This window comes from Saccharobesus litoralis, from assembly GCF_003063625.1.
In the GTDB taxonomy this organism is placed as follows: domain Bacteria; phylum Pseudomonadota; class Gammaproteobacteria; order Enterobacterales; family Alteromonadaceae; genus Saccharobesus; species Saccharobesus litoralis.
On the sequence record NZ_CP026604.1, the window covers coordinates 1582749 to 1603128 of the forward strand.

Genomic DNA, 20380 nt, shown 5'->3' on the forward strand with positions numbered 1-20380 from the left:
AGGTGAAATGTCTTTTTAAGAGCGGCTAATGACTCAATATTTGATTGCGATTGATCAAGGAACAACGAGCTCTCGCGCTATTTTATTTCACGAAAATGGCCAGATCGAGTGTACAGCTCAACAAGAATTTGAACAAATATATCCTGAGAATGCATGGGTTGAGCATGATCCGACAGCCATTTTGTCGTCTGTACTATCTGTTTTGCAGCAAGTTGTGAGTTATGCTCAACAAAATAATTTGTCCGTTGCAGGTATCGGCATCACCAATCAACGTGAAACCACTATAGTTTGGGATAAAACCACGGGCAAACCTGTCTATAACGCGATTGTTTGGCAAGATCGGCGCACGAGTGATTATTGCCAACAATTAAAAAAACAAGGGTTAGAACAGCAAGTTAGCAGTAAAACTGGATTGCTGATCGACCCTTATTTTTCCGCTACTAAAATTCGTTGGATTTTAGATAATGTTGCTGGTGCCAAATTGCGCGCGCAACAAGGTGAACTAGCGTTTGGCACGGTTGATACTTTTTTATTATGGCATCTGACTGGTGGCCGAGAATTTAAGACTGATGCCAGCAACGCATCACGCACAATGTTATTTAATATTCATCAACAAGCGTGGGATGCCGATTTACTTTCCTTGTTTGATATTCCTGTGAGTATGTTGCCACAAGTGTGTGACTGTGCTGCGCATTTTGGTCACACTGATCGACAACAGATAGGAGATAGTATTGCTATTTTGGCGATGGCCGGTGATCAACAAGCGGCGATGATAGGGCAAGCCTGCTTGCAACCAGGTGCGGTTAAAACCACATATGGTACAGGTGCGTTTTTAATGCTGAACACGGGAAATCAGGCGGTACAGTCGCAACATAAACTACTCACCACTGTTGCTTATCGATTAAACGGCAAAGTCACTTATGCGCTAGAGGGCAGTATATTTGTTGCCGGAGCGGCTATTCAATGGTTAAGGGATAAACTACAAATTATTGATAGTGCAGAGCAAACGAGCCAGTTAGCACAGTCATTACCCTTAGATCACGGCGTTTATACTGTACCGGCTTTTACTGGATTAGGTGCGCCTTATTGGGACCCTGATGTGCGCGGTATGATCTGTGGCTTAACCCGTGATTCAGGGAATGCAGCCTTGGTTAGCTCTGCTTTGCAAAGTGTAGCTTTTCAAACATTGGATTTGTTAAATGCCATGCAAGCTGACAAGGCAAATGTGCAAATTTTGAAAGTGGATGGTGGCATGACGGCGAATACTTGGCTTTTGCAATTTATAGCTGATATTTGCCAGTGTCGTGTAATGCGTCCAGTAATATTAGAAACCACGGCACTTGGTGTCGCTTTACTGGCTGGTTTACAAGCTGGGGTGTACGCCAACTTAGAGCAAATTAGCCAGCAATGTTTGATGGATGTTGATTTTTCGCCAGCAATGGATCCCCAGTTGCGCGCAAGCCTTATATCGCGTTGGCAACTGGCGGTGCAATTAGCCAGTCAATTTAAGTAAGTCATTTTTATGGAAAAAAACTCTTTACGATCAACTGATTATGATATTTGTATTATAGGTGGTGGCATTAATGGGGTGGGTATTGCACGAGAGGCAGCGTTACAGGGCTTGAAAGTATGCTTGCTGGAACAAAATGATTTGGCTTCAGGTACTTCCTCGGCAAGTAGTAAATTAATTCATGGTGGATTGAGATACCTAGAACATTTTGAATTTGGCTTGGTAAAAAAAGCACTGGCAGAGCGCGAAGTGCTATTAAATATGGCGCCCCATATTATTTGGCCGTTGTCTTTTGTTTTGCCGCACCAGTCTCATTTACGCCCTGCATGGTTAATAAGAATAGGTTTGTTTTTATACGATAATTTAGCCAAGCGCTCTATTTTACCCTCATCCCGAGTACTTCAATTTGATGAAAGTTCACCCTTACAGTCACATATACAGCATGGTTTTGAATATGCTGATGCGTGGGTTGATGATGCTCGATTAGTGGTGCTAAATGCGCTTGCTGCTAGTGAGTTAGGGGCGGATATTTATAATTATACGCGCTGTGTTAATGCTAAAGCTGTTGCTGGAGTTTGGCGGGTGACACTGCAGGCGACAGCAACTGAATTACCGCAAACAATTACGGCGCGTATGGTTATCAATGCGGCAGGTCCTTGGGTCAATAATGTGTTTGAACAGGTTTTGCAACAACCGATTGAGCATCAAATTCGCCTTGTTAAAGGTAGCCATATTATTGTGCCTAAACTCCATGAACAAAATAAGGCCTATATTTTACAAAATGCGGATAAGCGCATCGTTTTTGTCCTGCCTTATGAACAAGATTTTTCGTTAATTGGTACTACGGATATAGAGTTTAAAGGTGAACTACAACAAGTTAGTAGTTCGGAAGCGGAAAATCGCTATTTAATCGAGAGTGTAAATAGCTATTTTAAAACGCAATTGCAAATTCAAGATATTGTTAGCAGTTATGCTGGTGTGAGACCTTTGCTCAGCGATGCCGCAGAACAAGCGCAAAAGGTGACGCGAGATTATAAATTAGCCTTGGATAACCAAGGCTCGGCTCCTTTACTCAGCGTCTATGGCGGTAAAATTACAACATACAGAAAATTAGCACACGAGGCGATGCAATTGATAGCGGATGTTTTTACTATTCAGCTCCCCCGTATCACGTCTGAATTAAGTCTACCGGGTGGTGATTTTACCTGCATCAACGCTTTACAAGGCGAAATAGAAGGGCGTTATCAATGGTTACCCAGTCAGCTTTTACAACGATTACTTAGAAGTTATGGTACGCGCTGTTTTGATATTTTAGGCGACAGTCAGACCCTTGAAGCGCTGGGGATGGATTTTGGCCACGGATTGTATCAAGCCGAAGTTGATTATTTACTCGATACTGAATTTGCTAAAACGCTAGATGATATTCTTTGGCGCAGAAGTAAACTTGGGCTGCGCTTAGAGGTAGCGCAGCGTAATGCGTTGGCGGACTATATAAATAGCTGTTAACTAGCGTAAGGATCTGACTTTATTTTTTTTACCTTCCAGCCATCTGCCTGCTTGGTCATTTCAACTGTTTTTAAGTCTTTCATCTTGCGGCCATCATAATGGCCACTAAAAAATAAAGTCACTTTAGCGGATTTAGCCGTTTTTTCGATTAATGGTTGGCCGCGTCCTGTTTTGTCGATTTCAATAACGACTTGATCATATTTCATATTGAGCACGTGGCGTTGCACCGCAGATGCCGTTTTATAATGCAACATAATGCGTTTGATTTTCGGTGTTGTGTAAGTGACCGCTTTGTCTAAATCTTTTTGGTTGTATAAAGCTTCAAAAAACTCAATGGCCACTTCTTCAGGGGTTGGTCCTAAATCTGAAGCGGATTGATTACAGCCGAATAAAGAAAATGAAAATATTAGGATGAAAATTTTTAGGTAATGAGCGTGATTTTGAAAAGGCGACATTACAACTCCATAAATGCGAATGACGAAACGCTTGAAATGAATTTTCGGATGAATAAAGGCGTAAGTAAAGCGCTAGAAACAAAAAAGCCAGTAAAAACACTGGCTTTTTAAAAGGATTGCGAGCTTTGTACAGATTATTGCTCTAATTCAGCTTCACTAAAGAAACCGGCAAATAGAGGGCTAGATAAATAACGCTCAGCTGAACTTGGTAAAATAACAACGACGTTTTTACCTTCGTTTTCTGGTAATTCAGCAACACGCTTAGCAGCAACTACCGCAGCACCAGAAGAAATACCCGCTAAGATACCTTCTTCTTTCATTAATTTGTGCGCCATTTCGATAGCTTCATCGTTAGAAACGGCTTCTACAGAGTCAACCATGTCTAAGTCAAGGTTACCTGGAATAAAGCCAGCGCCAATACCTTGAATTTTGTGAGGACCTGGTGTTAATTCTTCACCTGCTTTAGCTTGCGCGATAACTGGTGAATCAGTTGGCTCAACGGCAATTGATTGGATCGCTTTACCTTTGGTGTTTTTGATATAACGACTGACACCTGTGATAGTACCACCCGTGCCAACACCCGCAACGAAGATATCGATTTCACCTTTAGTGTCTTCCCAGATCTCAGGACCTGTTGTTTTTTCATGGATCTCTGGGTTAGCTGGGTTTTCAAATTGTTGCAATAATACGTATTTATCGTCAGACGCAACAATCTCTTCAGCTTTAGCTACGGCACCTTTCATGCCTTTAGGGCCTTCGGTTAATACAATGTTAGCACCTAATGCTTTAAGTAATTTACGACGCTCTAAGCTCATTGTCGATGGCATAGTTAAGGTTAGTTTGTAACCTTTAGATGCTGCAACAAATGCTAATGCAATACCTGTATTACCTGAAGTTGGTTCTACGATTTCTTTACCTTCAGTTAAGATACCTTTCTTTTCAGCATCCCAAATCATGTTCGCACCGATACGACATTTTACGCTGAAGCTTGGGTTACGTGATTCAACTTTTGCGTATACGTTACCGCTAGTAACCTTATTTAATTTAACTAGTGGCGTGTTGCCAATTGATTGTGGATTATCTTCAAATACGCTCATTGTTCAGCTTGTCCTATTTTTTTAATGAAGTAGGGGGAATTGCTATGATTAGCAATTTTGAATATCAGTTCAAAGCTTAAACCTAAACCGAGTAAACAGAAGTGTCAATTTGTTATAATAAATAGCGAACAGAGTATAAACGCGTTTTCACTGTTGGAAAGTCGTATTAAGAAGGTGCGGTAAAGAAAAACGCCAGTGGAGTCACTGGCGCTTTGGAGGCACTATGTATTTATGCTTCGCAGTTAACGACTGAGTTATCAGCGTCACCGACTGAAGATGGTGTATAGTCGTCAGCGTCCCAGTCATTTTCCCAAACATCAGCGTTTAGTAAATAACGGAATTGATAAGCTTTACCTGATTCCAAATCTAAGCCTAAGGTGAAGTCACCGTTTTTAAGCTTTTTCATTGGCGTAGCTGATTCGTCCCATTCATTGAAGTCACCAACAACGTGAACAGTGTCAGCTGCTTGGGCTTGCTCTTTAGTTAAACGAAAAGTTACTTTACAAACAGGTTTAGATTTAAGGAATTGTTTTTTTAAGCTCATGGTTGAGTCCCTTTAAAAGTTACTTAATCAAAAATTCAGGATCTGGTTAAATTATGGACTTATTGTAATTAAATTTCAATTTTTGCTGTGTATTTCATGGTTTTGGCTTGAATGTTGAACAAATGTTGAAATTTAGTTACACCATTAACCACCTTTTTAGGAGGTAATTTTATAATATGTTAGCCGCACTGGGTGTTTATTCACCTCCTAATTTTTGTCGCTTTTAGGGTGTAGATGAAAAACCGCAATATTAAACCTTGAGTAGATGTCATCTTCATTACATCTTATAAGCTGAATTAATAAAGCGAGTTTGTTCATCGTTCTGCAATATTCATGCTAGAAAATCTAACAGGATTGTTTGTGCTTGGTATATTGTCCAAACTGCCCTTGTATTCAAGCATAGAGCAAAAATCACAATTTGCTAATCTGACCATTCGATTTAGTTATTTCGATTTATTGCCCAATATGTGACCACTTGTCTGAGTATTTCGCTTAGCTTGCATTGTTATGCAGCATAAGGCTGGTTACACTTAACTTAATTCTGGTTAGCTTTGTGAGTTATAAATACATCTATGCAGGAAAATATTGCTTGTTTAGAATGTGATGCGTTACTGCATGCACCGAGTCTCAATAGTAAGCAGTCTGCTTATTGTCCTCGTTGTGGCGCATTGGTCACCGCAAAGTCGCCAAACAACTTGCAGTACAGTTTAGCTTTTTCGCTGGCAGGTCTTAATTTTATTATTGTCGCGCATTTTTTTCCTTTTCTTATTTTTGAAGCACAAGGTCAAAGTTTGCAAATGAGTTTGATGCAAAGCGCTTGGGTTTTGCATGACTATGGGCAAAGTTTGCTGGCCGTGGCTGTTTTTTTCTTTATTGCCTTGATCCCAGGCGGTTTATGTTTAGCCATCATTTATGTGTTGTTTAGTATGCTATTTTTACGCACTTTGCCGCCATTAGGACTGGTGTTAAGTCGCTGGCTATTTCAAGTCAAAGTTTGGAGCATGGCTGAGGTGTTTTTGGCAGGTGTATTAGTGAGTTTGACCAAAATAGTGACAATGGCAGATATTCGTATTGGTTGGTCGTTTTGGGCGTATATTTTGTTTGTAATCTGCTTGTCAGCCAGCTTGAGTAATTTAGATCGTTATCGCTTTTGGCATTATTATGAACATTTACGCCACAGTGCAAGGCAGAGGTTTAAATGAAGACGGCATTAGAACAAGACATTGCAGTTTGCCGAGTCTGTGGTTTTTTAAATGCTTTAGAGCACCGACATTGCCAACGTTGTTATGCAACATTGTATGCTCGAAAACCTGATAGTTTGCAACGCACCATCGCTTGGTTAATGACAGCTATTTTGTTGTATTTTCCTGCCAATTTTTTGCCGATTATGCATACACGGCAATTTAGTCAGCATTATAGTACAACGATAGTGGGTGGGGTTGTCGATCTATGGGGGCAGGGTTCTTACTTGGTGGCGTCTGTTATATTTGCAGCGAGTATCGTGATCCCTATAATTAAAATATTAGTGTTAATTTGGCTGGTGTTATCGACCCATTATTATCATGTTAGACATCAAAGGCAACGCACATTAATGTATCGCATGACTGAAGTTATCGGACGCTGGTCAATGATCGATGTATTTGTTGTGGCTATTCTAGTTGCATTATTTCAATTAGGCGGAGTATTAACTATTATGCCGGGTATTGCTGCATTAGCCTTTGCTGGGGTTGTGATTACCACAATGTTGGCAGCCCAAGCTTTTGATTCTCGATTAATTTGGGATCAAGCGACAGAGCTTGAAGATTTTTATGGGGGAGATTCAGTTCATTCCTCCCCAGATAACAACTCAATATAAATACGGAGCGTTGCCTTGAATTCTGTTGCCGCTGTGGTGAAAACCCGGCCAAAACTTTCATCTATCTGGTTTATACCTTTGGTGGCTTTGATCGCGAGTGCTTGGATTGTGACTCAATATTATCTCGATCGTGGCCCTGAAATTAAAATTACCTTTACCACAGCAGAAGGTATTGAAGCGGGTAAAACAAAAATTCGCGCGTTAAACGTTGAGGTTGGCGTTGTAGAGCGGGTTGAATTAAACAGCAACTTAGAGAATGTGGTGATATATGCGCGTATCAAGCCGGATGCGGCTAACTTATTGCGGCAAGATACGCAGTTTTGGGTAGAAAAACCGCGCGTAGGGTCGCGAGGCATTTCAGGGTTGTCGACTTTACTTAGTGGGGCGTATATTGAGCTAGAGCCTGGCAAAGGTTACCCCGGTAAAACTAAGTTTATTGGTTTAAATAACCGACCGCTCACTCCGGGCACGCAAAAAGGTTTAAATGTCTTCCTAATTAGTGATGCGACTTCATCTTTAGCTGAAGGTGCCCCTGTGTTGTACCATGGCTTTCGAGTCGGCCAAATTACCCATCTTGAAGTCTTATCGTCTGGCAAACTTAGAGCCAGTGCGTTTATTAATGAGCCGTATAATAGATTGGTCACCAGTACCAGCCGATTTTTCAATGCTAGTGGTTTTTCTTTTCGATTGACGCCAGAAGGGATGGACTTTGAATCTGAATCTATTAGTAGTTTATTGTCTGGTGGGGTGGCGTTTGACGTGCCGCAAGGCATTAATATGGGCACCATGGTAAAGGATGGCAGTGAGTTTAATTTGTATGCTGGTGAAAAACACATTCACTTGCATCCGTATCAATATACCAATGAGTATTTGTTACTGTTTGATGCGTCAACACGTGGCTTACAAGAAGGTGCCCCCGTTGAATATCGAGGCATACCGGTTGGTACTGTTGCTGCAATATCACTGGATTTGGTGCCTCGAAGTGTTCATAACCAGCAGAACGTTCCGCAAGTTCCGGTGCTTATCCGTATCGACGCTGGACGTATTGTTGGTGAAGACAGTCCCCAAGGTCAGCAAAAATTGCAGGCGCGGTTTAATGAGTATGTTGCGCAAGGTATGCGAGCAGCCTTGAAAAATGCCAGTATAGTGACAGGGCAAAGAATTATCACGTTAGACTTTTACCCTGAAGTGCCTGCTGGGCAAATGTCACAATTAGCGGGGCATCAGGTGATGCCGACGATCAGTGATGATATTGATCGCGTGATCAGCCGTGTTGGTATTTTTGTAGATAAGTTGAATCAATTGCCATTAACCGAAACCTTGGTATCTGCGCAAACTACCTTAAGTCAGGTTAATAAAGTATTGATTGATGCTGATGAGTTAGTGAGAACGGGCAATAGTTTATTGAGTCAGCCTGAGTGGCAAAATATGCCTCAAGAATTAACCGCCACTATACAGGAGTTGCAAGTGACGTTAGCGGGCTTTCAACCAGATTCAGCTTTTTATCAGGATCTGCAGCAAACCTTACAACAGGCTAAACAAACGTTAGAGAGTATTGAACGTGTGGGCCATGCATTAAATAGCCAACCGTCGTCAATTATTTTTTCTGAACCACGCCAAGCGGATATACAGCCAGGAGCAACAAAATAATGTTACGTTTAATCTTTTTCCGTTTTTTTTTGTTGATGGGCTTTTTATCTGTCCTGTTGGCTTGTTCTAGTCAGCCCATGCCCCAAACGCAATATTTTTTACTGCCAATAAAAGCCATGGCGCAAGCCTCTAATTTGCAATTAGAAGTCGCTTTAGCACCCCAGTTACAAGATGAGCGAATATTACTCAAGCAAGAAAATGCTATTATCCCTGCACACTACAATCGTTGGAAAATTGATCTAAAAGATAATTTGCAACAGGTGCTTACAGCTGAGCTAGCAAACGAAACCGAGTTGAAAAAGCTCCATGTGTTTTTTGACCAGTTTTATGCAACACAATCAGGACAAGTATTATTGCGGGGCCATTTTCAATTGCATGATAACTCTGTAAAACCTTTTTCCTACACTTTGCAGCAAGAGCAAACCGGTTACGCAGCGTTTGTAAAAACGGTTTCTGCTGGGTTAAGTCAGCTTGCTCGTGATATTGCAAAAGAAGTCACTCATTGAGCTTAAGCTTGCTGAAGCAGTCGATATTCGCCGGGTGTTTGATCTAAGTGTTTTTTAAATGCTAAACGTAATGATAAAGCAGATACGTAGCCACAAGCTTTGGCAATACTGTCGATTGATTGTGACGTTGAGGCAAGAAGATTTTGCGCTTTGATTAACCTGACTTTAATTAGCCATTCTCTAGGGCTCATATTTTGGGTTTGTCGAAAACTGCGTTCAAATGTACTACGCGAGACATAGGCTTTTTCTGCTAAAACTTGAGTATTGATTTTTGTACTGAGGTTTTTTGTCGCCCATGCGATAACGTCGTCGATCCTTGCGGTTTTTAAAGCGTCTGGTGAGTGAATATGGTTAAGGTGGGTGTCTTTTAATTGCATCTGAACTCCTCTTAGTAAAAACAAGGATGAATAAGACAATAGCGCAACGATGCTAACGTTACTTCTTTTAAGACGAATCAGAGTAATAAATCATCTATGTCTATCTTCATTATTTTACTTGATGAGCCCAATTCCACTTTATGAACGCAAAATGGGATATTGCAACAACTTGGTGAAATTAAATTGCTATTAGAACGGTTTAAGAACAATAAATGGCCTATTGGTTTTAGTGTATTTGGCTTGATTACGCTACTAGCACTGGGTGCTATTGAATTGGTTGGCTGTGTTATTGCTTGCCTTTATTTAATTCTAATTTATATGGATAAAGCGCTATTTAGTGGGTATCTGATTTTACGTATGGCTGTGTTTGTTGTTTTTACCGCAGCTTTACTTTTACACGCCTTACCTGGGTTTAATAATATACTGATTTACCAAGATTTAATTATTAGCCCAAATGCGCAACCGCATACCTTGTATTTCAACTTTGATAAGTTTGTCATTGCATTATGTTTGTTACCTTATTTATTAGTACGTGATACTAAATCATCAAATGCTCTGATGAGCCCTGACAAGTTGTACACTAAGCCTTGGTTTATTGCTATTGTCAGTATAACTCTAACATTTTCGCTAGCTGTGCTGTTAGGGATAGTAGAATGGCACAGTAAAGTACCGCCACATTTTATGGTCTTTTTGACTTGCATGCTATTTAGTACAGTTATAGCTGAGGAGTGTGTATTTCGCGGTATATTGCAAAAGCCAGCTAGTGATAAGTTGGGGGTTTGGGGCGTAGTGGCTATATCGGGTGTGTTTTTTGCTGCGGTTCACATAGGCTTTTCACCGTTATTTGCGTTAGCTAGTGTGATTGCTGGGTTAGGCTATGGTTTTATTTATTACTATAGTCGTAATATTGTCTACCCTATTGTTTTTCACTTTGTTGTCAACACACTGCATGTGTGCTTGTTCACTTACCCTATGTTGCAGGCATAGGCGAGGCTATGTTTTCTCAGGTTTGGTTTTAATGGTGATATCAGATTGAGGATAACTACAGCAGGGTAGAAATTCGCCTTTGCGTATAAAGGCTAAAGGTTCTTTGTGATAGCGGATCTCGCCATCAACGAGCTTTGTACGACAAGCGCCACAAAACCCATCGCGGCAATGGTAATGCACATCTAACTTTTGTTGCTCAATATACTCAAGCAAGTTTTGGCAGTTAGTATTTTTATAGTCTTCCGTGACGATAGTGAATTCTATTTCTTCAGACATGCGTTAAACAAATTATTGCGTGTTAACGCATTAACAATAGTTTTTGAATGTTAAAGCTCGAAGTCATCAAAGTCATTAGCGTCAAATTCACTGTCGATTTGACCCACTAAGTAGGAGCTGATTTCGGCTTCCTGTGGTGCAACTTGCACATTATCACTAACTAACCAAGCGTTAATCCAAGGAATTGGATTTTGGTTGGTGTCAAATATACTAGGTAAGCCAACACTCAACATACGGCTATTGGTGATATATTCTACATATTGGCAAAGAATATCTTCATTTAGGCCTATCATAGAGCCGTCTTTAAACAAGTAGGCTGCCCATTCTTTTTCTTGCTCGGCCGCTTTTCTGAATAACTCAATGGCTTGTTCACGACATTCTTCGGCGATTTCTGCCATTTCAGGATCATCTTCACCTGATGCCATAATATTTAACATGTGCTGCGTGCCGGTTAAATGCAGGGCTTCATCACGGGCGATAAGCTTGATAATTTTTGCGTTACCTTCCATAACTTCGCGCTCGGCAAAAGCAAAGCTACATGCAAAACTGACATAGAAACGGATTGCTTCTAACACATTTACAGCAACAATACACAGATAAGTAAGCTTTTTCATTTCACGTACGGAAACGGTTAATTGCTTGCCGTTAATGCTATGTGTGCCTTCACCTTGAGTATAATAAACTTGGCACATTTCAATTAACTGGTCGTAATAAATTGAGATGTCGTTAGCGCGCTTAATGATATGTTCGTTAACCACGATATCATCGAACACAACGCTAGGATCATTCACTATGTTACGAATAATGTGCGTGTATGAACGGCTGTGTATGGTTTCACTAAACGCCCAAGTTTCGATCCAGGTCTCTAACTCAGGTAATGAGACTATAGGTAACAAAGCGACATTGGGTGAACGGCCTTGAATACTATCGAGCAGTGTTTGATATTTTAAGTTGCTGGTAAAAATATGCTGTTCATGCGGTGTTAAACGCTGAAAATCAAGGCGATCTTTACTGACATCAACTTCTTCCGGTCGCCAGAAAAAGCTCAACTGTTTTTCGATAAGGCGCTCAAAAATAGGATGCTTTTGCTTATCGTAACGGGCAACGTTAACAAGGTTGCCGAAAAACATAGGTTCGTTAAGGTAGTCTGTGTTGGCCTGGTTAAAAGTTGTATAGCTCATATGGCTCTGTCTTTACATGCAATAAAAGTTGATAGATTAAAGGCATTAAGGGCGGTAAAAACCGCCCTTTAATTTTTGGTCAATTACCTAGTAGAGGTGCTTTATATCTTACAAGCGCCGCCTGCGCAATCATCTTCTTTAAGATCTTTTTGCGAGTCTTCGGCTCCATCACGGGTATTATGATAATAAAGTGTCTTAACACCTAGCTTATAAGCTAGCAACAGATCAGCAAGCAATTGCTTCATTGGTACTTTACTGTTCTCAAAGCGAGCTGGATCATAATTGGTATTGGCAGAAATAGTTTGGTCGATAAACTTCTGCATAATACCAACTAGGGTTAAATAGCCTTTGTTGTTAGGGATGTTCCATAACAATTCATAGTTAAAACGTAAACGCTCAAATTCAGGAACAACCTGCTTAAGAATACCGTCTTTACTGGCTTTAACACTAATAAAGCCACGAGGAGGTTCGATACCATTGGTTGCATTTGAGATCTGTGAAGATGTCTCAGAAGGCATTAGTGCTGATAAGGTTGAGTTGCGAAGACCATGGGTGGTAATGGACTCGCGTAGAGCTTCCCAATCTAAATGCAATGGCTCCGAACAGACTGAATCTAAGTCTTTTTTATAGGTATCAATCGGCAGGATACCTTTTGAGTACGTGGTTTCATTAAACTTAGGACAAGCGCCAAACTCTTGTGCTAACTCGTTTGATGCTTTCAATAGGTAGTATTGGATTGCCTCAAACGTTTTGTGAGTTAAGCCATTGGCTGACCCGTCGGAATAACGTACACCATGCTTAGCTAAATAATAAGCAAAGTTAATAACCCCAACACCTAAAGTACGACGGCTTAGGCTCGAATTTTGTGCCGCAGGAATAGGGTAATCTTGATAACTGAGTAGGCTATCTAAAGCTCTTACGACTAAATTACTTAACTCTTCTAATTCAGATAAGTCTTCAATTGCACCTAGGTTAAATGCCGATAAAGTACAAAGTGCAATTTCACCATTAGGATCGTCAACTTGCTCAAGTGGTTTAGTTGGTAAGGCAATTTCTAAACACAGGTTGCTTTGACGAACCGGTGCCACGGCAGGGTCAAATGGACTGTGTGTATTACAGTGGTCGACATTTTGTAAATAAATACGGCCAGTAGATGCACGTTCTTGAGCAAACATACCAAATAAGTCAGTCGCTTTTACGCGGCGCTTGCGAATGCTTTCGTCTTGCTCGTACTTAACGTATAGCTCTTCAAATTTGTTTTGATCAGCGAAGAAAGCATCATATAAACCAGGCACATCAGATGGGCTGAATAGAGTAATGTATTCACTTTTAATTAAGCGTTGATACATTAATTTATTGAATTGCACACCGTAATCTAAATGACGAACTCGGTTTTCTTCAACGCCACGGTTATTTTTAAGTACTAATAAGGCTTCGACTTCTAAGTGCCAAATTGGGTAAAACAAGGTGGCAGCACCACCGCGAACACCACCTTGTGAGCAGCTTTTAACCGCAGTTTGGAAATACTTGTAAAAAGGAATACAACCTGTGTGATAGGCTTCACCACCGCGGATAACACTACCTTCGGCACGAATACGTCCAGCGTTAACTCCAATACCAGCCCGCTGGCTAACATATTTAACGATTGAGCTAGCTGTCGCATTAATAGAATCTAAGCTATCACCACATTCAATCAATACACATGAACTGAATTGACGTGTTGGTGTACGAACGCCAGCCATAATAGGTGTTGGTAATGAAATTTTGAAAGTTGAGATAGCGTCGTAAAAACGTTTTACGTAATCCATACGAGTATCTGCTGGGTATTTACTGAATAAACAAGCAGATACTAAGATGTATAAAAACTGAGGGCTTTCGAAAATTTCACCAGATACGCGGTTTTGTACCAGGTATTTCCCTTCTAACTGCTTAACCGCAGCATAAGAGAAATTAAGATCACGGTTATGATCCATGTAGTCATTTAATTCTTCAATCTCTTCTTTGCTGTAGTCTTCAAGAATATGTTTGTCATAGCGTTCAGATTCGGTTAACGCTTGCACATGATCATATAAATGAGGTGGCTCGAATTGACCAAAGGCTCTTTTTCGTAGGTGAAATATTGCTAATCGAGCAGCCAAATATTGATAATTAGGCGTCTCTTCTGAAATCAAGTCGGCGGCAGATTTGATTAGCGTTTCATGAATAGTTGAAGTGTCAATGTCGTCAAAAAATTGGATCTGCGATTTCATTTCGACTTGAGAAACAGAAACATTGTCTAAGTCCTTTGCAGCCCAGGTAATAACACGATGGATTTTTTCTAAGTCTAATGACTCTTTTAATCCATTCCTTTTTTTAACGAACAGTTGCTCACTCATAATCGCGCCTAAATTTAGTGTTTTGATTTCTTTATTATTAGATACATCTTGTGAGACGACTGAGATCAAATATTTTTGCCTCTCGTCAAACTGTCATACACAAGATATAGGGTTAATCGGTTTGGAAGACCACAAGATAATGAGGTTTTGGTGATTTAGCAAGTGCTGCTCTGCTCGCATTTTGAGCGTATATAAGTGGCCTTTTTTTATGTAAGTACCTACTTACTTTTTATCTCGTAAAATGCTGAATGAAATCGCTTTGCAAATAAAAAATATTTTTTTGTTTTAGCTAAATTTTTTATTATCGAATTTAGCATTTAATTATGGTGAATCGGAATAAGCTTTTGGCTTGAAAAATGCGAGTCCATATACCACCTGACCTGCGGGCATTTACCTTAGATTCTTTATGGTCTTTGCCAATTCAAACGGGCTGTCTAAATGATAATCGGCTTGCCAGCAATTTGTCGGTAATGTGTCCTTGGTGTAACCCCACTCTGCGACAAAAGTCAGCATATTGGCATTATTCCCAGCTTCAATATCTCGTAACGCATCGCCTATATACCAACATTGACTTGGATCCACTTGCATTTGTTCGGCTGCCAACAATAAAGGTGCGGGGTGAGGTTTTCGCTCGGGTAAAGTATCGCCAGAAACAATAGCTTGGCAGTTTTTAAACAAGGGAAACTGAATTGCAAGTTGATCAGTCAAGTAACCGGGTTTGTTGGTAACGATACCCCATGGAATATTTTGCTCGTCAAGGGCTAACAAGGTTTGTTTGACACCGTCAAATGCAATAGTGGCTTGGTTAATTGCAGATTCATAGTAATCTAAGAATTTTTGCCTAAGTTCTGTTGAAATCAATTTGTCGTAATCTTCACCTAAACCTATACGCAACATGCCATAAGAACCATGGGAAGCAGAGTCACGGTATTCATCATAGGATTTTTCTGGGTAATTTAATTCTCTTAACACGGCATTTAACGCATTGCCTAAGTCACGAGCGGTATCGAGTAAAGTACCGTCTAAATCGAATAATACGGCCTGAGGTTTAGTGATTATATTCATAGTTATACTGGCTTCGTGGCATGAAGAATGTAGTTGACAGCTAAATCGTCGTTGAGTGATGCATCTTTGGTGAGCGGGTTGTAATGTAATCCCTTAACGACTCTGACTTTTAGACCTTGACGCTCGATCATGGCAATTAAATCAGCAGGGCGTATAAATTTGCTATGTTCGTGAGTCCCTTTAGGGACCAAATTTAAAATATGTTCTGCTGCCACTATACCTAATAAAAATGAGCGTATCGTTTTATTGAGTGTTGAACAAAATAAATCACCGCCTGGCTTGAGCATTTGACAGGCAGATCGTATGACTGACTCTGGCTCAGGTACGTGTTCCAGCATTTCCATACAAGTCACAACGTCAAATTTATTCGAATTTTGCTCAGCAAATGGCTCAGCATAGGTATTGAAGTAATCTATGTTGAGTTGTTCGGCTTTGGCTTGCAGTTTTGCGACGCCGATCGCTTGGCTAGCCGCATCAATACCTGTGACTTTAGCGCCTTGTTTAGCAAGCTCTGTTGTTAATATCCCACCACCACAGCCAATATCTAAAACAGTACGGCCAAAGATGCCATTAGTGTAGTGTTGAATAAAGTTGACTCGGCAGGGATTAATATTGTGCAAAGGGGCAAATTCTTGCTCTTTATCCCACCAGTTATGCGCAATTTCATCGAATTTCGCGACTTCTTGATGATCCACGTTGGCTGGGGTTGTAGTTGATTGTTTTACTTCCATATCGACCATGGTTGCTGGTTAATGACCTTAATTTGCGAGCCATTTTTGAAGTGTTACGTTAAGTCGCATTATACGGAGAATGTTTGTTGCCGCAATCTTATCGTCGATAGTTATAGTCAAAGCGATCAGGTTTTAGGGGCAGCTTCCGCATCCTGCTCACGCTAAGTACTTACATCCATGTAAGCAAAGCCGTCAAGCTTTGAATCCCCATGAGCATATGCTCTATTATGTGATTGGGGTTGCCTAAAGGGATTTAGGTAGTAGGACGACGCAGGAGCCAAAGTCGAGAGTAAGCGCAGACAATGAACCATAAGACCTGAGCGAGAAGACTATATCTATGCGATAACGGCACTGTTCTTGTGAATAGATGTGTGGATGGATGATTTATCGCGTCGATTTACAAATATTTTACATGGTAAGCTGGCACAAGTGTGGTAGAATCTGCGCGCTAATTTTTACGCTTTGGTAAGTGACCAAGCGTTATACAAGAAAAATCAAGTAAAACAACTATTTAGGGATTTGTCTGGTTTATGAGTGATTTGGCCAAAGAAATACTTCCTGTCAATATTGAAGACGAACTGAAAACGTCTTATCTCGATTATGCTATGAGTGTAATTGTTGGACGTGCATTACCGGATGTTCGTGACGGCCTTAAGCCTGTTCATCGTCGCGTATTGTTTGCTATGAATGAGCTGAAAAATGACTGGAACAAACCTTATAAAAAGTCGGCACGTGTTGTCGGTGATGTCATAGGTAAATACCATCCACACGGTGATAGTGCAGTGTATGACACTATTGTGCGTATGGCTCAGCCATTTTCTTTGCGTTATATGCTGGTTGATGGCCAAGGTAACTTTGGTTCAGTAGATGGTGATTCTGCTGCTGCAATGCGTTATACCGAAGTGCGTATGGCTAAAATCGCGCATTCATTGTTAGCGGACTTGGAAAAACAAACTGTTGATTTTGTGCCTAACTATGACGACAGCGAAAAAATTCCTGAAGTTTTACCGACGCGAGTACCTAATCTATTAGTTAATGGTTCATCGGGTATTGCAGTTGGTATGGCGACCAACATTCCACCTCATAATTTAAATGAAGTGGTTAATGGCTGTTTAGCCATGATAGAAAATCCAGATATTACGATTGAGCAATTAATTGACTACATTCCTGGTCCTGATTTTCCAACGGCTGCGATTATCAGCGGACGTAAAGGAATAGAGGAAGCGTATCGTACGGGGCGCGGTAAAATTTATTTACGTGCTCGAGCTGAAGTGGAGTTAGCTGATAATGGTAAAGAAACCATCATCGTTACTGAGATCCCATATCAAGTTAACAAAGCGCGTTTAATTGAAAAAATTGCTGAATTAGTTAAAGAAAAACGTATCGAAGGCGTAGGTGCATTACGCGATGAGTCTGATAAAGATGGTATGCGTATTGTTATCGAAGTTAAGCGCGGTGAATCTGGTGAAGTTCTGCTAAATAAGCTTTACTCATTAACCCAAATGCAAGTGGTGTTTGGTATGAATATGGTGGCATTGGACAATGGTCAGCCAAAATTATTCAACCTGCGCGACATGATACATGCATTTATCAATCATAGACGTGAAGTTGTTACTCGCCGTACTATATTTGAATTACGCAAAGCTCGCGAACGCGCTCATATTCTTGAAGGTTTAGCCATAGCGCTAGCCAATATCGATCCTATTATCGAATTAATTAAAGCATCTCCTAGCCCTTCTGAAGCCAAACAAGGCTTAATTTCAAAAGCTTGGGATTTAGGTGATGTATCAGGCATGCTTGAGCGTGCTGGTACTGATGCGGCTCGCCCTGAGTGGTTAGAACCTGAATACGGTATTCGTGATGGTAAGTACTACCTTACCGAGCAACAAGCGCAAGCTATTCTTGAATTGCGTTTGCATAAGCTGACAGGCTTAGAACACGAAAAAATTCTTGACGAATATAAAGCGTTATTAGACGAAATAGCTGAGTTATTACATATTTTGGCCAGCGCTGTGCGGTTGATGGAAGTTATTCGTGATGAGTTAATTGCCATTAAAGAAGAGTTTGGTGACGAGCGTCGTACTGAAATTTCAGCCTCTTCTCACGATATTAGTTTAGAAGACTTGATTGCCGAAGAAGATGTTGTGGTTACCCTTTCACATGAGGGTTATGCTAAATATCAGCCATTAACTGAATATGAAGCGCAGCGTCGTGGTGGTAAAGGTAAAGCGGCAACCAAGATGAAAGAAGAAGATTTCATTGAAAAACTACTGGTTGCCAACACCCACGATACGATCCTTTGTTTCTCGACTCGTGGTCAGTTGTACTGGTTGAAAGTATACCAATTACCATTAGCTTCTCGTCAGGCTCGTGGTAAGCCAATAATCAATTTATTGCCTTTACAAGACGATGAGCGTATTTCAGCGATCTTACCGGTTCGTGAATACGATGCTGACAAATATATTGTGATGGCAACGGCTAACGGTACTATCAAGAAGACCGCGTTAACTGAATATTCGCGTCCGCGTGCCAACGGCATTATCGCTCTTAACCTAAATGATGGTGATAAGCTAATTGGGGTTGATATTACGCATGGTGATAGCGACATTATGTTGTTCTCCGATGCGGGTAAGGTTGTTCGCTTTAACGAAAGCCAAGTTCGCTCAATGGGACGTACCGCGACCGGTGTTCGAGGTATGAAACTGGATGAAGGTCAGCAAATAGTTTCCTTGATTATTCCTCATTCAGATGGCGAAATCTTAACGGTAACAGAAAATGGTTTTGGTAAGCGTACGCCGCTAGAAGATTATCCAGCGAAAAGTCGTGCAACCATGGGTGTTGTATCCATTAAGGTTAGTGAACGTAATGGTTCGGTTGTCGGCGCTGTTCAAGTGTCAGATAACAACGAAATTATGTTGATCAGTGATAAGGGTACTTTGGTACGTACGCGCGTTAATGAAGTATCCATTGTTGGCCGTAATACTCAAGGTGTAAGACTGATCCGTACTGCAGAAGATGAGCGAGTTGTCGGTTTAGAGAAAATCGAAGAGCTTGAAACAGATGAAGATTTAGTTGCAGAAGATGCTGAAGTGACAAATGAAGCGGAAGCAACAACAGATAACCCATCCACAGATGCGGCGTCCTCTGAACAACAAGATCCGGCAGAAGATTAATGGATAACAGTATTTTTAATTTTTGTGCTGGTCCTGCTATGTTACCTCGAGAGGTTATGCAGCAGGCACAGCAAGAATTTTTAGATTGGCAGGGCCTAGGTTGTTCTGTCATGGAAGTCAGTCATCGCAGCCCTGAGTATATTGCTATGGCTAAAGAAGCTGAGCAAGACTTACGTGAATTGTTGTCTATCTCTGACGATTATGCCGTGTTATTTATGCATGCTGGAGGTCGCGGACAATTCTTCTCGATCCCGATGAACTTAATGCCACAAGGCGGTGTAGCTGATCACGTTGTCACAGGCTCTTGGTCTCGTGGCGCTGTTAAAGAATGTCAGAAATATGGTCAAGCTAAGGTTGTTACCGATATTACATATCAAGGTAATAATCGTGGTATTGCCCCGCAGTCTGAGTGGCAGTTATCTGATAATGCAGCTTATTTACACTATTGTCCAAATGAAACGGTCGAAGGTGTCGAGTTTGATTACGTGCCACAGGTAGACGCCCCGCTGGTTGCGGATATGTCATCCTGTATTCTATCACGCCAGATCAATGTTAATGATTTTGGCTTGATCTATGCCGGAGCTCAGAAAAATATTGGGCCAAGTGGCTTGGCGATTGTCATTGTTCGCAAAGATTTATTAGGTAAAGCACGCAGTGACACGCCATCGATCTTTGATTATCAGCAACAATTTAAACTAGATTCAATGTTGAATACCCCTCCTACCTATGCTTGGTATTTGGCGGGGTTAGTTTTCAAATGGCTTAAAGCGCAAGGTGGCGTGGCAGCGGTTGAAGAAAAAAATATAGCGAAAGCAAAGCTTTTGTATGACTTTATTGATGAATGTGATTTCTACGAAAATAGAGTGGTTAAGCACTATCGTTCACGTATGAATGTACCCTTCTATTTAGCGGATGAAGCACTTAACGATAAGTTTTTACAAGAATCAAAACAAGCTGGTTTATTGGCACTAAAAGGCCACCGTATGGTGGGCGGAATGCGAGCAAGCATATATAACGCAATGCCAATAGAAGGGGTGAAAGCCTTAACCCAGTTTATGGCAGACTTTGCTAAGAAAAACGGTTAACCCGTAA

At 40.9% G+C, this 20380-nt stretch carries 18 protein-coding genes; 9 read left to right on the forward strand and 9 right to left on the reverse strand.

Features of this window, described 5'->3' with window-relative positions:
* The first annotated feature begins 28 nt into the window (after positions 1–28).
* Both glpK and glpD read left to right on the forward strand, forming a co-directional pair.
* A complete protein-coding gene (gene glpK, locus C2869_RS05530; RefSeq protein ID WP_108602007.1) occupies positions 29–1513 on the forward strand; it encodes a glycerol kinase GlpK in 1485 nt (494 codons plus the stop codon).
* 9 nt (positions 1514–1522) lie between these two features.
* Positions 1523–3016 carry a glycerol-3-phosphate dehydrogenase gene (glpD, locus tag C2869_RS05535; protein WP_108602008.1) on the forward strand — a complete coding sequence of 498 codons (1494 nt, stop codon included), beginning with the start codon at positions 1523–1525 and terminating at the stop codon, positions 3014–3016.
* Here glpD and C2869_RS05540 read toward each other — a convergent pair.
* The 3 genes from C2869_RS05540 to C2869_RS05550 form a co-directional block, all read right to left on the reverse strand.
* Entirely contained in the window at positions 3013–3471 is a 459-nt protein-coding gene (locus tag C2869_RS05540; RefSeq protein ID WP_108602009.1) for a hypothetical protein, read from the reverse strand. The genes glpD and C2869_RS05540 overlap by 4 nt on opposite strands.
* 134 nt (positions 3472–3605) lie before the next feature.
* Positions 3606–4568: a cysteine synthase A gene (gene cysK / locus C2869_RS05545; protein WP_108602010.1), complete on the reverse strand. Its 963-nt coding sequence runs from the start codon at positions 4566–4568 to the stop codon at positions 3606–3608.
* A gap of 229 nt (positions 4569–4797) precedes the next feature.
* Complete coding sequence (locus C2869_RS05550) at positions 4798–5112, reverse strand: isoamylase early set domain-containing protein (protein WP_108602011.1); 315 nt, start codon at positions 5110–5112, stop codon at positions 4798–4800.
* A gap of 572 nt (positions 5113–5684) precedes the next feature.
* On the opposite strand from C2869_RS05550, the gene C2869_RS05555 reads away from it, so the two are divergent.
* Genes C2869_RS05555 through C2869_RS05570 form a run of 4 tightly spaced genes read left to right on the forward strand, consistent with a single transcriptional unit; the run spans position 5685 to position 9123 of the window.
* Positions 5685–6314, forward strand: coding sequence for a paraquat-inducible protein A (locus C2869_RS05555; protein ID WP_108602012.1), 630 nt, complete (start codon positions 5685–5687; stop codon positions 6312–6314).
* Positions 6311–6967 carry a paraquat-inducible protein A gene (locus C2869_RS05560; RefSeq protein WP_108602013.1) on the forward strand — a complete coding sequence of 219 codons (657 nt, stop codon included), beginning with the start codon at positions 6311–6313 and terminating at the stop codon, positions 6965–6967. The genes C2869_RS05555 and C2869_RS05560 overlap by 4 nt, the downstream gene beginning before the upstream one ends.
* 15 nt (positions 6968–6982) lie before the next feature.
* On the forward strand, positions 6983–8617 hold the full coding sequence (pqiB, locus tag C2869_RS05565; RefSeq protein ID WP_108602014.1) for an intermembrane transport protein PqiB: 1635 nt from the start codon (positions 6983–6985) through the stop codon (positions 8615–8617).
* Positions 8617–9123: a PqiC family protein gene (locus C2869_RS05570; protein WP_108602015.1), complete on the forward strand. Its 507-nt coding sequence runs from the start codon at positions 8617–8619 to the stop codon at positions 9121–9123. The genes pqiB and C2869_RS05570 overlap by 1 nt, the downstream gene beginning before the upstream one ends.
* Positions 9124–9125: 2 nt before the next feature.
* Here the strand turns inward: C2869_RS05570 and C2869_RS05575 are convergent, their stop codons facing one another.
* Entirely contained in the window at positions 9126–9500 is a 375-nt protein-coding gene (locus C2869_RS05575; protein ID WP_108602016.1) for a helix-turn-helix domain-containing protein, read from the reverse strand.
* Between the two features lie 159 nt (positions 9501–9659).
* Between C2869_RS05575 and C2869_RS05580 the strand changes: the two genes are divergently transcribed.
* Positions 9660–10487: a CPBP family intramembrane glutamic endopeptidase gene (locus C2869_RS05580; RefSeq protein ID WP_108602017.1), complete on the forward strand. Its 828-nt coding sequence runs from the start codon at positions 9660–9662 to the stop codon at positions 10485–10487.
* Positions 10488–10493: 6 nt separating this feature from the next.
* Here the strand turns inward: C2869_RS05580 and yfaE are convergent, their stop codons facing one another.
* The 5 genes from yfaE to ubiG all read right to left on the reverse strand — a co-directional run bounded on the left by yfaE (position 10494) and on the right by ubiG (position 16115).
* Positions 10494–10763, reverse strand: coding sequence for a class I ribonucleotide reductase maintenance protein YfaE (yfaE, locus tag C2869_RS05585; RefSeq protein ID WP_108602018.1), 270 nt, complete (start codon positions 10761–10763; stop codon positions 10494–10496).
* Positions 10764–10813: 50 nt separating this feature from the next.
* The gene (gene nrdB / locus C2869_RS05590; protein WP_108602019.1) at positions 10814–11944 is read right to left on the reverse strand and encodes a class Ia ribonucleoside-diphosphate reductase subunit beta; all 1131 of its coding nucleotides are present in this window, start codon (positions 11942–11944) and stop codon (positions 10814–10816) included.
* Between the two features lie 101 nt (positions 11945–12045).
* Positions 12046–14319 carry a class 1a ribonucleoside-diphosphate reductase subunit alpha gene (gene nrdA, locus C2869_RS05595; protein ID WP_108604972.1) on the reverse strand — a complete coding sequence of 758 codons (2274 nt, stop codon included), beginning with the start codon at positions 14317–14319 and terminating at the stop codon, positions 12046–12048.
* Positions 14320–14709: 390 nt separating this feature from the next.
* Positions 14710–15384, reverse strand: a complete 675-nt coding sequence (locus C2869_RS05600; RefSeq protein ID WP_199915631.1) for an HAD family hydrolase — start codon at positions 15382–15384, stop codon at positions 14710–14712.
* A 2-nt stretch (positions 15385–15386) separates the two neighbouring features.
* On the reverse strand, positions 15387–16115 hold the full coding sequence (gene ubiG / locus C2869_RS05605; protein WP_108604974.1) for a bifunctional 2-polyprenyl-6-hydroxyphenol methylase/3-demethylubiquinol 3-O-methyltransferase UbiG: 729 nt from the start codon (positions 16113–16115) through the stop codon (positions 15387–15389).
* A gap of 530 nt (positions 16116–16645) precedes the next feature.
* Here ubiG and gyrA point away from each other — a divergent pair.
* Together gyrA and serC are read left to right on the forward strand one after the other, a co-directional pair.
* A complete protein-coding gene (gyrA, locus tag C2869_RS05610) occupies positions 16646–19288 on the forward strand; it encodes a DNA topoisomerase (ATP-hydrolyzing) subunit A (protein WP_108602020.1) in 2643 nt (880 codons plus the stop codon).
* A complete protein-coding gene (gene serC / locus C2869_RS05615; RefSeq protein ID WP_108602021.1) occupies positions 19288–20373 on the forward strand; it encodes a 3-phosphoserine/phosphohydroxythreonine transaminase in 1086 nt (361 codons plus the stop codon). Before gyrA ends, serC begins: the two co-directional genes overlap by 1 nt.
* The last annotated feature ends 7 nt before the right edge of the window (positions 20374–20380 follow it).